The organism is Thioalkalivibrio sp., from assembly GCF_007692535.1.
GTDB lineage: Bacteria > Pseudomonadota > Gammaproteobacteria > Ectothiorhodospirales > Ectothiorhodospiraceae > Thioalkalivibrio.
This window is the reverse complement of sequence record NZ_REBW01000049.1, coordinates 1-13,183: the sequence shown is the minus strand read 5'-3', so window position 1 is coordinate 13,183 and position 13,183 is coordinate 1. Positions and strand designations below refer to the sequence as shown.

The 13,183-nt window shown below is 64.0% G+C and carries 11 protein-coding genes; all 11 read right to left on the bottom strand.

The features are described from left to right. Positions 1 to 29 precede the first annotated feature (29 nt). Positions 30 to 164, bottom strand: coding sequence for a hypothetical protein (locus EA346_RS00960; protein ID WP_296754505.1), 135 nt, complete (start codon positions 162 to 164; stop codon positions 30 to 32). A gap of 37 nt (positions 165 to 201) precedes the next feature. After that, a complete protein-coding gene (locus EA346_RS00955; protein WP_296754503.1) occupies positions 202 to 888 on the bottom strand; it encodes a hypothetical protein in 687 nt (228 codons plus the stop codon). Continuing rightward, positions 885 to 1,088: a hypothetical protein gene (locus EA346_RS00950; RefSeq protein ID WP_296754500.1), complete on the bottom strand. Its 204-nt coding sequence runs from the start codon at positions 1,086 to 1,088 to the stop codon at positions 885 to 887. The genes EA346_RS00955 and EA346_RS00950 overlap by 4 nt, the downstream gene beginning before the upstream one ends. A gap of 109 nt (positions 1,089 to 1,197) precedes the next feature. Then, positions 1,198 to 1,782 (bottom strand): DNA polymerase ligase N-terminal domain-containing protein, encoded by a 585-nt coding sequence (locus EA346_RS00945; protein ID WP_296754498.1) that lies wholly within the window; start codon positions 1,780 to 1,782, stop codon positions 1,198 to 1,200. Then, the gene (locus EA346_RS00940) at positions 1,779 to 5,033 is read right to left on the bottom strand and encodes an efflux RND transporter permease subunit (RefSeq protein WP_296754495.1); all 3,255 of its coding nucleotides are present in this window, start codon (positions 5,031 to 5,033) and stop codon (positions 1,779 to 1,781) included. The genes EA346_RS00945 and EA346_RS00940 overlap by 4 nt, the downstream gene beginning before the upstream one ends. Continuing rightward, the gene (locus EA346_RS00935; RefSeq protein WP_296754493.1) at positions 5,033 to 6,112 is read right to left on the bottom strand and encodes an efflux RND transporter periplasmic adaptor subunit; all 1,080 of its coding nucleotides are present in this window, start codon (positions 6,110 to 6,112) and stop codon (positions 5,033 to 5,035) included. The genes EA346_RS00940 and EA346_RS00935 overlap by 1 nt, the downstream gene beginning before the upstream one ends. A gap of 35 nt (positions 6,113 to 6,147) precedes the next feature. Beyond that, positions 6,148 to 7,503 carry a TolC family protein gene (locus EA346_RS00930; protein ID WP_296754490.1) on the bottom strand — a complete coding sequence of 452 codons (1,356 nt, stop codon included), beginning with the start codon at positions 7,501 to 7,503 and terminating at the stop codon, positions 6,148 to 6,150. Positions 7,504 to 7,708: 205 nt separating this feature from the next. Continuing rightward, positions 7,709 to 8,698: a sulfur oxygenase reductase family protein gene (locus tag EA346_RS00925; protein WP_296754488.1), complete on the bottom strand. Its 990-nt coding sequence runs from the start codon at positions 8,696 to 8,698 to the stop codon at positions 7,709 to 7,711. 175 nt (positions 8,699 to 8,873) lie between these two features. Continuing rightward, positions 8,874 to 9,200 carry a high-potential iron-sulfur protein gene (locus EA346_RS00920; protein WP_296754485.1) on the bottom strand — a complete coding sequence of 109 codons (327 nt, stop codon included), beginning with the start codon at positions 9,198 to 9,200 and terminating at the stop codon, positions 8,874 to 8,876. Between the two features lie 230 nt (positions 9,201 to 9,430). Then, positions 9,431 to 11,284: an SLC13 family permease gene (locus EA346_RS00915; RefSeq protein ID WP_296754481.1), complete on the bottom strand. Its 1,854-nt coding sequence runs from the start codon at positions 11,282 to 11,284 to the stop codon at positions 9,431 to 9,433. A gap of 109 nt (positions 11,285 to 11,393) precedes the next feature. Continuing rightward, a complete protein-coding gene (locus EA346_RS00910; protein WP_296754478.1) occupies positions 11,394 to 12,791 on the bottom strand; it encodes an MBL fold metallo-hydrolase in 1,398 nt (465 codons plus the stop codon). Between the last annotated feature and the right edge of the window lie 392 nt (positions 12,792 to 13,183).

Below are 13,183 nucleotides of genomic sequence, written 5' to 3'. Positions count from 1 at the left end.
TCGGGTCGGATGTGTGCGTGGGGCTAGCCTCAGTGGATTCGCAGCGGCTCCCCGGTGCGAGTGTTGCGAAAGCGCACGCCCGGCTCGCGTTGGAGTTGCGTCAAATACTTGGCCAGTTGCCTGCCATCGAAGGCCCGCAACGCCAGTACCCTCGGATTGGGCATCGGCCAGACCCGCTGCAGGTCCGCCCAGGCCCAACTGTCACAGTCGATGGTTCCCGCCGTGGGTCAAAGGACCTCTACCAACGGAGGATGGACTCCCGGATTCGAGTTGCTCCCGGATACGCCGTATGTCACGCCAATACTCCAGTTTTGCGATGAGCACTTCGGCGAAAAGGTAGGCGCCGAAGAGGAAGAAGCCACCCGCCACCAGGCCGGCGACCGGCCATAGGAGTGCGGTGATCGCGGCGAGCCCGTAGGTCGTGGGCTCGACAATCTCCGCTCGCAGGTCCAGCCAGGTCAGGGCGGTCTCCGCGGCAAGATCTGCCGCAACCAGCGACGAGATCGAAAAAGCGAGGGAGCTGAGCACGAACAGGATGGCGATCAATTCACCCAGCAGGCGCATGCAGAGGGCTGTGCAGGTCATGACAGGGTAGTCCTGCGCGACGAGGTTTCGCAGCATGCCGGCGCGACGCCAGAGCAACCCGACCCAGGAGGCGATCGCCACTGCGAAGAGGATCTGCAGCAGGATGACGGCGGCGAGCGGCCAGGGAAGTGGCGGCGTCTGCCATTCGACGATCCAATAGATCGCCGATACCAGGACGCCCCCAACGAGGATCATGACCGCGAGGACCCGAAGCCCGGCGGCGGCGAGCCGATGGATCGGGATGGTCTGATCGCGCGCCACAATACTGGTTTGGTCCATCGAGCCCTTTTTCGTAACCGTCATAATCTGTCCAGTCGTTCGGGATCGATGGCAATGCCCCGTTGACCGATCGCCTTGAAAGGATCCTCCCTCTGGGCGAGTCGCCGGAAGATGTTGCCAAGGGTCCAGCGGTCGATCCCGTCGGGGCAGCGTTGCAGGCTCACAGGGCGCCCATCCAGATGGGGCAGCAGGGTTTCGGCGATCCGTCGATAGTAGTCGACCACCTGATCCTTGGTAATCGCATCAATCCCTCGGATGGGAACAGGGTCTTGTCCGGACGCTTCACCGTGACAGTGTGGTGACCAACGCGAATGCGGTGTTCAGCTTCGCTGATCATGACTCGTCCGCCGCGACCTCGTCGATGGTGCGGCCGCTCTCTACGGACTTTGGTTCAGTGTTCACCGGATTTCGGCGGCGGTCGGCCTGGTCGTCGTCCATCTTGATCAGCAGCCAGTTGCCATCACTACCCCCGGTGCGATGCAGGGCGTATCCGCCGCGGATCTTTTCGCCGTCAAGCCATGCGAGCAGGTGGCCCTGTTCGAGGGCCTCCTTGGCGGGTCGGGTCTCTCCATCCTTTTCGGTGATGTTGGTCCAGGTGCCGCGATCCCAGAGCAAGATGGTGCCGGCGCCATACTGGCCCCCGGGAATCCTGCCCTCGAAGTCCGCATAGTCCAGGGGATGATCTTCCGTAGGGATCGCCATACGCTTTTCGGCGGGGTCTGTTGACGGTCCCTTGGGCACGCTCCAGGATTTGAGGACTCCGTCGATCTCCAGCCTCAGATCGAAGTGGTGGGACGAGGCGTCGTGCTCCTGGATGACAAAAATGGGTTTTGTGCCCGAATCAGCGTCCGGTTTCTGGCCGCGCGGCTCGGCGGTCCTGCGAAAGTCGCGTTTATCACGGTACTTGTTCAAGCTCATCGGCTCGTTTCCTCCTGGTGTTCCGGAGCCCTTGCGGTACTCGACCCGGTTCCGAATACGTGGAAGTACAGCATCGGGATCAGAATCAGCGTGAGCATGGTGGCGACAACGACACCGCTGACCAGCGTCAGCCCGAGCGGCTTCAGGGCTGGTTCGAAGATCAGGGCACCGCTGCCGAATGCGACCGTCCCTGCAGTGAGCAGGATGGGACGCGTACGCAGCGCGCCGGCACTGATCAGGGCATCCTGGATATCCATGCCCCTTTCGAGGCGCTGCTGCGTGAAGTCGACGAGCAGCACGGCGTTGCGCACCACGATCCCGGCCAGCGCGATGACGCCCAGCACGCCGAGGCCGGCGATGTCCAGCCCCATCGCCCAGTGCGCCGGGATGACGCCGATGAAGACCAGCGGGATCGGCATCATGATCAACAGCGGAATGACATACGAGCCGAACCAGGCGGACAGCAGCGTGTAGATCACCAGCAGCACGCCAACGCCGGCGAGCGCCAGGTCGCGGTAGACTTCCTGGGTCATCTGCCACTCGCCGCCCCAGAACAGCGTGGTCTCAAGATCGCTCTCGGGTGGACTGAACCAGCGGATGTCGGGCTGTTCGATGTCCTGGTCGCGCAATGTTCCGCCAATGTCGCGTTGGACCGAAACGGGTTGGCTTCGGTCGCGATTGATCTGGGCGGCGACATACACGACGGGCAGCTGATTCTTGCGGTGACGGTGCGCCGTGGTCTCGCCTTCCGTGAAATCCAGCACATCGCGCAGAGGCACCGGCTGGCCGGCCTCGTTGTGGATGTAGAGGCCGGCAAGATCCTCGACCCATTGTCGTTCGGTCTCTGGCAGCCGCACGACGATCGGGATCGGCTGACGCTCGTGGGGCAGGTCCAGATCGGTTGCCGTACGGCCAGTGAGTGCCATCTGCACCGCAGCGGCTGCCCGTGCAGGGAGCACGCCCTGCGCCGTTGCGCGTGTCTGGTCAACGGTCAGGCGGAGCTCGGGGGCTGGAGGCTTGGGGAACCGCTCGATCCCCACGGCGGCTTCGTGCTCCTCAAGGAGACGTGCGAGCATATCGGCCAGGGCCTGTTGTCGGTCGTGGTCCGCTCCATGGATTTCCGCCTGTACGTCGTTGTCGTTGGATGGCCCGGAGGGTATGTGGCGGGTCCAGGCTCGGCCGTCGAAGGGCGCCAGGAGTGCGGGCAGGCGGTCCATCAGTTCACGGCCGAGTTCGTAACTGAGCCGGACGCGCTGCTCCTTGTGCGGCAACTGCACATAGATGCTCGCTCGGTGCGAGGATGCGGTGGGCAGATCGGGTGGTCCAGGCCTCGCCATCAAGAGCGGGCCGTCGGTGCCGGCAAAGACCGTGTAGGCCTCGATCTCCGGGTACTCGCGCAACGCCCGGCCCACTGCTGCGCTGGCCTGCAGGGTGGTCTCCAGCGGGCTGCCGGGCGGCAACTCCATTTCGATCACGAAGACCTCGCGATCGAGAAACGGAACCAGCGTCAGCTGCACCGCACGGAACGCGACCATGGAAATGCTGGCTACCAGCAGGATCGCGAGTACGGCGTAGAAGATCCAGCGCAGCCAGGCGTGGTTAAAGAAGGGTTGGAGCAATAGCCGGTAGGCGTCCGCGAGTCGACCCGATGGCATCTGGTCTTCGCCCTGGCGGGTGGCCTGGTCATTTTCGGTGCCTTCGTCCTGTCCTTCGTCCCGGGGACCCCCGGCGCCATCGCCCGTGGGCGACCGCAGCAGGCGGAAAGCGACAAAGGGCGTGACGGTCAGGGCGATGACCAGCGAAAACAAAATGGCCAGCGACGCGCCGATGGGGATGGCGCGTGTGTACTGGCCCATTTCGCCCGAGATGAAGGCAGTGGGCAAGAGCGTGGCGACGATCAGAAAGACGGCCAGTATCGTGGGGTTGCCCACCTCATCGACCGCACGGATCACCACGTCCCGGCTGCGTTCCCCGGCCTCGCGAAAATGACGGCCGATGTTTTCCATGATGATCACGGTGTCGTCGGCAACCAGGCCTATAGCCAGAATCATGGCGGCGATGGATACCGGATTGAGACTGAAGCCGATCCAGAGGTAGGCGAAGGGCACGATCGACAGGATGGCAGGGAGAAGCAGCGAGACCCCGACGGCTTCGCGCCAGCCAAGCCCGATCAGAATGATGATCACCACCACCACCGTGGCAATGAAGAAATTCTCCAGCACGCTCATGACCGTCTCGGTGGCGGCCCGACCGGCATCGTAGGCAATGCTCACCTGGACGTGCGCGGGAATCATCTGCGGTTTCAGTGTCTCCAGGCGCTCCAGGGTGCGCGCCGTCACCGCGCTGATGTTCCGGTAGGGGATGCTGGTGACCGCCAGGCTGACTGCCGCGACCTCGGTTGCCTCACCGCGTTGCCAATGCAGGCTGTAGGAGTCGTCGGGGGAGGGTCCGTCGATCACGTCTGCGACGTCGGCAAGATAAATGACACCGGCCGGACCGGTTCCCACCTGGATTCGCTCGATGTCCGCGACGGAGGTCGGCCAGGCGCCCACGCGGACCTGCCGGGTGAGGTCGCCACGCAGCGGTTCGGTTGGGAGACGCAGGCTTGCCGCTTCGATGGCCTCGTACATCTGGAGCAAACCAACGTCGTACGCCGCCAGGTCGCGCGGGCGGGGCAGTACCTGCAGTTCCCGCGGCTGGCCCCCATGCACGATAACGGCGCGCACGCCGTTGACCGCTTCGAGGCGCGCCGCCAGTTCCGAGGCCAGGCGCCGCAGTTCGTAGCCTCCCCAGTCCGAGCTCGAGAGCGTCAGCATCAACCCCGTGAACAATTCGTCGCCCACGGTGCGGATCGATTCCGCTCCGACTCCCGGCGGCAACCGGCTCCGGTTGCTTTCCATCAGTTCCTTCAATTCGCCGTAGGCCTGGGCGTCGCTGATCCCGGTCGAGAACTCGACCTCGATCAAGGCTGCGTCGGCCGCGGCAACCGTCTTCACCTCGACGACGCGTTCGAGCTGACTGGCCCAGCTGCCCACCGGCCGCGCCACCAGCTCATCCACACGTTCGACACCGGCACCGGGGAACGGAATCGTGATCAGCGCCGTGGGTATTTCGATGTCCGGCCGGTCCTCGCGTGGGGTCATGGTCAGCCCATACGCCCCCATCACCAGGGCAGCGAGCACGATGAGCGGGACCAGCGGTGAGTCGATCAGTCGCTTTGCCAGAAGACCGGCGAGGCCTGGCCTGTCCATCAGTCTTGCACCGGGGTGTCCACGGTGACAGGCTGATTGTCGGTCAGCTGATCCACCGCATCCCCGACGACCACCCTTTCACCGCCGGAAAGGCCGCGTTCGACTTCCACCCAGTTGCGTGCATCGGCGGGTCCGGCAGCCAGGACCAGCCAGCGCAGGCGCGCCCTCAGCTGACCATCGGCGTCGGGTTCGACCACGAAGACCCCCTCCATCTGACCGCGGCGGACCAGTGCGGCCTCGGGTATCGAGACACGGGGTCGCGACGGCTCCATGGTGGGTACAGCGATCTCGGCCACCATGCCGGGCTTCAGTGCAGAGGGAGGATCCTCGATCGTCAGGCGCAGGCGCAGACCGACACCGGCGCCCTCGAGGGCTGGAAGCACCGCCTGGACGCGCCCGTCGATGGTCTCTTCAATGCCGACGAAGGCCATCGGCAGCGACTGCCCGACCTGGATCTGCATCGCGCTGGCTGCATCGATTCCGGCGTCCACTTCAAGGCGGCTGCGGTCTTCGAAGATGACAAGGGGAGGGCCCGGAGCGACGAACGAACCCGTCTCGGCCAGAATCTCGCTGACGACGCCGGTGAAGGGTGCGCGCAGCGTGGCGTAGTCCAGATTGATTTCAGCAGCGGCCAGTTCGGCTTCGGCCTGTTCGAGCAGGCCGCGTGCCTGTTCAGCCTTGACCGCGGCCTCTTCCATGCGGATGCGGGCCACGAGTTCCTGCTCGTACAGCCGTCGGAAGCGGCCTTCATTCTGCACCGCCTGTTCCCAGGCGGCCCGGGCCGCCTGGCGTTGCAGGCGTGCCGCGGTGCGTGCCGCCTCCAGATCGCGGGCATCGACCCGCAGAATGGGCTGGTCGGCCTCGACGAGGTCACCGGCTTCGACCAGAACCGATTCCACTGTCCCCGCCTGCCGCGTGCCCATCTGCGCGCGTCGATCTGGCTGCACCACGCCGGCGATACGCGCAACCGGTTGGTGCTCCCTGGTCTCGGCCGACGCCACCTTCACGGCGAGAGTTGGGAGCGGTTCGAGAGCCTCGGGTGCCTCGGTGCATGCAAGAGACAGCAGGGCTATGAGCATCGGCCCGATCAGAAGAAATCCAGTCCGTCGGCGAGTCATGGCGAAATCGCCGTAGGATCGCCGGCCTCGATCGCGAGGCGGTAGCGTTGCGCGGCGACCAGGGTGTTGAAGCGGGCGTTGATCTCCCGGGTGACTGCGCCGAGTTCTTCCGCCTGGGCCTGCAGGAGAGAGGTCATGTCGTCCAACCCCTCTGCGTAGCGAGCTTCGGTGAGTGACAGCGCCGCTTCGGCATCGTCGACCCCGCTCGATGCGCGGTCCCAGCCCAGCAGTTCGGCCTCCCAGTCGGCGCGTGCCTCCTGCACCTCGCCGCGGGCAAGCAGCCGCAGGGCGCGCAGCTCAGCGTCGGCCTCCTGGGCAACCGCCCGGGCCTCGTCGACGGCGCCGGCCTGGCCAAGACCGGCGAAGGGTGTCCAGCGGAGATTCACGCCGACCAGCCAGCCGCTCTCTGCGAGATCCAGCGGTCGATCCGTCTCCACGTGCTGGTAACGCAGCAACAGATTGACATCCGGAACGTACGCGGAACGGGACCGCTGTACGCCGAAGCGGGCTGCGCTCACCGTCTCCTGTAGAGCCTGCAGATCATTGCGGCGCGCAAGAATCTCGGATTCGGAGGGTTCCGGGGGAAGCGTACGGGGTGGCTCCGGCACCGCATCGGTGAGTTGCAGCATGCCCTGGCCTTCGATACCGAGCACCTGCCGCAGCAGGGCATGAGCGGCGACGACCTGGCTCTCGGCCGTGGCGACCCGGGCTTCCATTTCCAGGACCCGCGATCGCGCACGGAGCACGTCGACCGGGGGAATCAGCCCTTCGTCGAAGCCCGCCTGGGCCTGACGCAGGGCGCGCTCGGCCGTTGCCAGGCCACGCAGTTCGGCCTCGACCCGGCGCTCGGCCGTGCGTGCGCCAAAATAGGTTTCGATGACGGCGAGCGCGACTTCATCCCGGGTCCGTCGCAGCACCGAGCGCGCCGCATCGGTCTTGAACTCGGCCTGTCGTCTGGCGTTCCAGGCGCCAACATTGATGAGCGGTTGAACGACCTGGACGGTCGCGATCCGGGCATCGACGGGTCCGAGATCCTGCCGGGTCAGGACCGGCGGGAAGCCGGGCTCAAGCACTGGAATGTCATCGAGCAGCGACGTGTCCAGACGCAGGTAACTGGCATCGACACTCAGCGTTGGCAATACGCCTTGGAGCGTTTGCCGCCGCACTGCCTCGGCGCGGGCGATGCGTGCCCGGCTGATCAGCAGCTCCGGGTTTTCCGCCTGCGCCCGACTCAGCGCGTCCTCCAGGGACAATCTGTCATGCGCAGGCTCGTGCGCAGCTGGGCTGGCCGACACCAACAGCATGGCCAGCCCGAACGCAGCAGAGACCGTTTGCAAGAGAGCTGTTTTCACCCATCTCCCCGAGTAGCCCGGACGAGGCCTCCACACCTGGACGTTCCGTATGGGCGTAACGCCAGGATACCCTTACAGCATAAGCCATTTTCCTCAGGACTGGCCGGAGGCTTGGGGCGCAGTCGGTCTTCAGACTGCACCCCGACAGGGCGGGTATTGCTGCGCAATCTACGCTGCGCGATACGGATTCGCGCACTCGCGGGCCTCAGTGGAAGAAGACCATGTCCTCCATCGCCGGAGCGAAGACCCGGTAGTAGGGCGGCAGCCGCGCCAAATGCGCGAGTACGCCTTCGTCGTGGACCTTCCGTAGTTCCGGGTTCACCCCGGTCAGGGCCAGGCCGAAGGTGAGCGTGTCCGGGCTCTCCCACTCCATGTGCACCAGATACTCCTTCGGCCCTCCGATCGGGATCGGTGGCCCGGTGTAATCCTTGCCGAATTCCCCGTAATTGGTTCGGCGGGATTTCGGTGGGTTTGCGCCCAGGGTCTGCAGCGACTCCCAGAACGCCGGCGGCGCCAGTTGAAAGGTGCTCAACGCCGACTCGCCCTGCTTCTCGAGGATCATCCAGCCGATCATCCCGGGCGCACTTTCCTTCAGCATCTCCAGGGTGCGGATGGTGCCCTCCAGGAAGGCCTGTTCCCTGCCTTCCATGACATGGTGCTCTCCGAGCGCCAGCAGGCGCTTCATGGCAAGACGGACCTTTGGCACCGGTTTCTGCTGGGCGAATGCAGCGCCCATGACCTGCGGTACATCCGTCAGCCCCACGAGTCGTGGCATGTCTGCCTCGACGATCGTGTAGACCGGTTCACTGGGACCGTCGACGACCATGTCGAGGCAGCCCCCGCAGAGTTCGAAGATCCGATCGAACTGCTCGTAGTGCATACGCTCATGCGACTCCGCGTCTTCCCAGACCGTGTATTGCCATAGGTTGAGCGGATTGAGCCGCAGGTTGTTCGGTGACTCCATCACGGCCTCCAGGCTATCCGCAGTCACCACCTGGGCGGCTCCGTAGCGTCCGCCCAGCGGGTGTGTTCCCGTTTGCAGAAACGCATGGAAGCCCAGGAATCCCGGCTCATTGGCCGTGGTCAGGCAGACCTTTGGTCCGATCTTCGACATTTTCTCAAAGCTGCTTGGATCGTTCACAACGGCTGATTTGTTGATGGCTAGGGCTGCGCCTTTCTTGATTCCCTGAATCATGACGGGTGCCTCCTTTTGCAAGCTTTCAAGGGTCGTGCGGGTGGCATCGCTGCCAGCATGGCTGTGGGGAATGGTGATCCACGTTGCGGGTCGGATCGCGGTCGCCGCCACAGACATCGCGGGCGGTGCGCCCCACCGTTAAAGAGATCAGTTCCTTCGGTTCGACCTGTTGGGATCAGCTGCGCGGAACCCAGGCGTTACACCAGCCTGCTGCCGCGACATGCCTGCCTGCGAAGGCCTCACAGGGCCCCCAATCGGATGCATCGGGGTCGCTGTACAGGAGACAGTTGGCGCAGGTTTGTCCCTCCTCGTAGGCTTCGTGATCCACATCGGCAACATCGTGCCGATAATGCAGGGCCTGCGCTTCGGGGTCATCCTCGCTAACGCGGTCGTTCGCCGCTACCGGAGCGAAGATCAGAGGTGCGGCAGGTATCGCAACGATGCCGGCGATACCCATGCGCAACAGTCGGCGGCGCGACGGATTGGGTTTTTGCTCTCTCATGACGGGTCTCCTTTCCATTGAACGAAGCCGCTTTTCAGCCTAACAAGCGCAGCGGTCGGTTTGAAGTGCGGGTCAATACGCCCCGTTTCGCGCGGAGCTGAGGATCCATGCCCGCAGATCACTGGTCAATGCTGCTGCAGCCCGGCATCGCGAGGAGCAAGCGCTTAGGGAAGCGCGGAATAAAGCCATCCTGGCTTCCTTAGCCGCGGGGGCAGCGTGGCGAATCGGATTCAGAACAGCAGGTTGATCACCAGCAAGGCGACTGCAAGATAGAGCAGGGTGAGCAGGCCGCCGGCGCGCAGGAAGTCGATCACGCGGTAGCCGCCCGGATCCAGAATCAGGGCGTTGACCTGATGGGTGGGTAGCAGGAAGGCATTCGAGGCGGCGATGGCGACGATCAGCGCGAAAACCCGGGGGTCTGCATCGATGCCATTGGCCTGGGCGACCAGGGCGAAGCTCACGGACAGCGGCACCAGGAGTACGGTTGCCCCGACGTTGGAGATGAACAGCGTGAAGAACGTGACCAGCAGGAACAGCATGGCCTGCATGACCCAAACCGGAACGTCGCCGATCAGATGCATGCCGTTGACCGCAAGCCACTCCGCCGCGCCGGAATTCTGTGCCGCAAGTCCCAGGGGAATCAGCCCGGCGAGCAGGAATACCGTCTTCCAACTCACCGCACGGTAGGCGTCGTCCATGTCGAGTACGCCGGTCAGCACCATCCCGAGGGCGCCACCCAGCAGCGCAAGGGCAAGCGGTAGATCAGAGAAAAACACGAGACCAAGGGCAAAGGCCATCGAGGCCAGCGCGGGCCAGAGCTTGCAGGGTGCTTCGGGTTTTTTTGGCTTTGGATAGCGGCTGGTCATGACGATGAAATCGCGGTCGTCCTCGAGTTCCATCAGGCGTTCCCAGCGTGTATGCACGACCAGCGTGTCACCGGCCTGGAATTCGACACTGCTGAGCTCGTCGCGGAGGATTTCGTCGCCCCGCTGGATGCGAAGCACGGTCAGACCGTAACTACGCCGCATGTGCAGTTCCCCGATGCTTTCGCCGATCAGGGACGATCCCGGCGGGATGATCAGTTCCGCGATCCCGGAATGCCGCGGTGACATGCTGCGGGCAAATGCATCGAGTCGGTCCCGAAGTTCGGTACCGTCTCGACCACTGGCTGTTTCGATATGCTCGATCGGTCCCAGGATCGCAAGGTGGCCGCCGGCCGTGATCTCGGCATTACGAGGTGGCTCGATCTGCCGTTCATCGCCGTCATCGAGCCCAATCACGAACACGCCGTATTCCTTCTCGAACTCCCCGATCGAGGTGCCCGCCAGCCGGCTTTCGTCACCGATACGCACCTCGCGAATCGCATAATCGATGCCGTAGAGATCCTTGAAATAGTCCGAGGTGCTACGCGCCCTGGATGCATCCTCGGAGGTTTCCGGGGCCTTGGGCAGGACCCAGCGGCCCAGGAGCCAGAAGTACGCAATGACCATGGCCAAAAGGGCCAGGCCGATGGGCGTGACGTCGAACAGGCCGAAGTCCTCCAGATCGCCAGGCATCAGGTCGTTCAGCAGGATCAGAGGGCTGGAAGCGACCAGTGTCAGCGTGCCACCGGTGATGGCCGCAAAACCCATCGGGATCAGCAGCCGCGATCGAGGGATGCCGACGTCGCCGGAGACGCGGTTCAATACAGGCATGAACAGTGCCGCGGCCCCGATGTTCTGCATGAAGCTGGTGATCAGTCCCACGGCGCCCGAGACGACCGCCATCACGCGTTGCTCGGTGCGGCCGGCAAACTGCAGTATCAGCCTCGCGACTCGCGTCATCACGCCGGCTCTGTCCAGCCCGCTGCCAATGATCATCACTGCGATGATCGCAACGACCGCGTTGGACGAGAGACCGGAAAACAGTTCGTCGGCGGCCACAATCGGTTCGATGCCGGGAATCAACCCGACCACGCCAATCAGAAACAGGATGATCAGTGCGCCGATATCGATACGGACGATCTCGGTGACGAACAGCACGATGGTCAGGCCCAACAGACCGAAGACGATCAGGATCTCGGCAGTGAGGGCAACGTTGTCCATTCGTGAAGGATTGTCGCTGTTGCGGAATCGGTCGGTCGTTCGGCCGGCGCAAGGGGCATGATCGTGTCTTCCGTGCCCCTTGTCACATCGGCCACTCGCAATGCCGTTGCTATGCGGCCTCGATATCGTAGCCCGCACTTTGCCAGCCGGTCATGCCGCCCAGCACATTGAAGACCGGTCCGCGTCCCTGCCTTTTCAGCAAACTGGCCATCACCGACGAGCGATAGCCGCTGCCGCAGATGACCGCCAGCGGCCGGTTCTTCGGGATCTCGTCCAGCCGTCGAGGCAGCTCGCCGCCGCTGATGTGGCGGGCGCCGGCGATGTGGCCTTCCGACCATTCTGCGGGTTGGCGCACGTCCAGGATCACCAGCTCCCGGTCATGCTCCGCAGCGTGGCGTAGTTCATGAACCGTCCATTGAGGCAGGATCTCGATGTCGCGCCCGCTGGTGCGCCAGGCCAGCATGCCGCCCGACAGCCAGGCGGCCGGAAGGTCATAGCCGATGCGCAGGAGTTGCCAGTAGATGTCCTCGAGATCGCCCGGCTGTTCGACCACCAGCAGGATCCGGGCATCCTCGGGCAGCACTGTTCCGGCCCAGGTGCTGAAGGATGTTCCTGCAGCAACGTTGAGAGCGCCGGGAATATGCGCTGCAAAGGCTTCCGGCGACCGGCAGTCGACCACGAAGGTATCGTCCCGACGGCTCATGCGCGCGAAGTCATCGGGCTGCACGGCGGGCGGATTGGGCAGGACGCCCAGTGGTTTCGGCCCCTGGGTGTTCTGGCTGCGCATGCGGCGCCAGTAAGGCGGTACCGTGGGCAGATCCTTGAGTTCGAGACACCGCTCGACGAAGCCTTCGCTGTCGTCGAGATCCGCGAGCATCCGGTTCATGCGGCGCTCGTAACCAATCGTGGTCGAGAGCATGCTGCCGATATTGCCGCCGCAGAGCGAGCCGGCCACGTGCGTCGGATAGACAGGGACGTGGTCGGGAAGCCTGAGGATCTTTTCCTGCAGCGTGTGACAGAACTCACGGGCGCTCGAGCGCGTTTCCTCATCGCCACCGAGTAGATCGGGACGGGCAATGTCGTCGACCAGGAGCGCGCCGCCGGAGAGAAGCAGTGCCGGCTCCCGGCCACGTGAGTGGTCGTAGACGAGCAGCGAGATGTGCTCCGGCGTGTGTCCGGGTGTGTGCACCACCTCGAACTCGATTTCGCCCATGCGCAGGCGTTCGCCGTCATCCATGTAATGGACGGGGTAACCGAGCTGGGCCCGCGCACCCGCCAGGAGCTGCACATCGGCTCGCGCCGGCAGCTCACAGATCCCGGAGAGGTAATCGTTGTGCTGATGGGAATCGGCGGCATAACGCAGCCGCATCCCGCGCGCCTGGGCCTCCTCGAGATAGTCATCCACATCCCGACGCACGTCGAGGACCAGCGCCTCGCCCGTGTCTTCGGAGCCAATGAAATACGACGCGTGTCCGAGGCTTTCGAGGTAGAACTGCTTGAAGATCATCGCGCACCCCCATGTTCATGCTCCACATTTGCAGGTATCCGGAGGACGGTGCCTGGCAGACCCTTTTCAGCGTAAATCGTGAGGACGTATATGACAATACGCTTGGGTACGCCAGGGACACGGCCCTGATGTTGATCATAAGAAAAGCGTTATTTTGCGATTTGGGAAAGGTTCCATCCCCATTGCAGGTGTTTTCCGGCCCATGCGCGAAAAGATGCTGGTGAATATGCGCGCCTGATGATCACGAATCCTCCGCAGGCCGGGAACATCGCATTGACCGCAGCGAAACCGCCAAAACCTTCGCCTGCAAGGCAGGCTCCTACAAGGGCAAGGACCGGTGGGAGCGCGCCTTGCGCGCGAAGGGGTCCTCTGCGGAGCTTCCGTGATGATCA

Bases quoted from the DNA above. Each gene is read 5' to 3' on its own strand.
- EA346_RS00960 (WP_296754505.1), bottom strand. From the start codon at position 164: ATGCCCAATCCGAGGGTACTGGCGTTGCGGGCCTTCGATGGCAGGCAA.
- EA346_RS00955 (WP_296754503.1), bottom strand. From the start codon at position 888: ATGACGGTTACGAAAAAGGGCTCGATGGACCAAACCAGTATTGTGGCG.
- EA346_RS00945 (WP_296754498.1), bottom strand. From the start codon at position 1,782: ATGAGCTTGAACAAGTACCGTGATAAACGCGACTTTCGCAGGACCGCC.
- EA346_RS00940 (WP_296754495.1), bottom strand. From the start codon at position 5,033: ATGGACAGGCCAGGCCTCGCCGGTCTTCTGGCAAAGCGACTGATCGAC.
- EA346_RS00935 (WP_296754493.1), bottom strand. From the start codon at position 6,112: ATGCTCATAGCCCTGCTGTCTCTTGCATGCACCGAGGCACCCGAGGCT.
- EA346_RS00925 (WP_296754488.1), bottom strand. From the start codon at position 8,698: ATGATTCAGGGAATCAAGAAAGGCGCAGCCCTAGCCATCAACAAATCA.
- EA346_RS00920 (WP_296754485.1), bottom strand. From the start codon at position 9,200: ATGAGAGAGCAAAAACCCAATCCGTCGCGCCGCCGACTGTTGCGCATG.
- EA346_RS00915 (WP_296754481.1), bottom strand. From the start codon at position 11,284: ATGGACAACGTTGCCCTCACTGCCGAGATCCTGATCGTCTTCGGTCTG.
- EA346_RS00910 (WP_296754478.1), bottom strand. From the start codon at position 12,791: ATGATCTTCAAGCAGTTCTACCTCGAAAGCCTCGGACACGCGTCGTAT.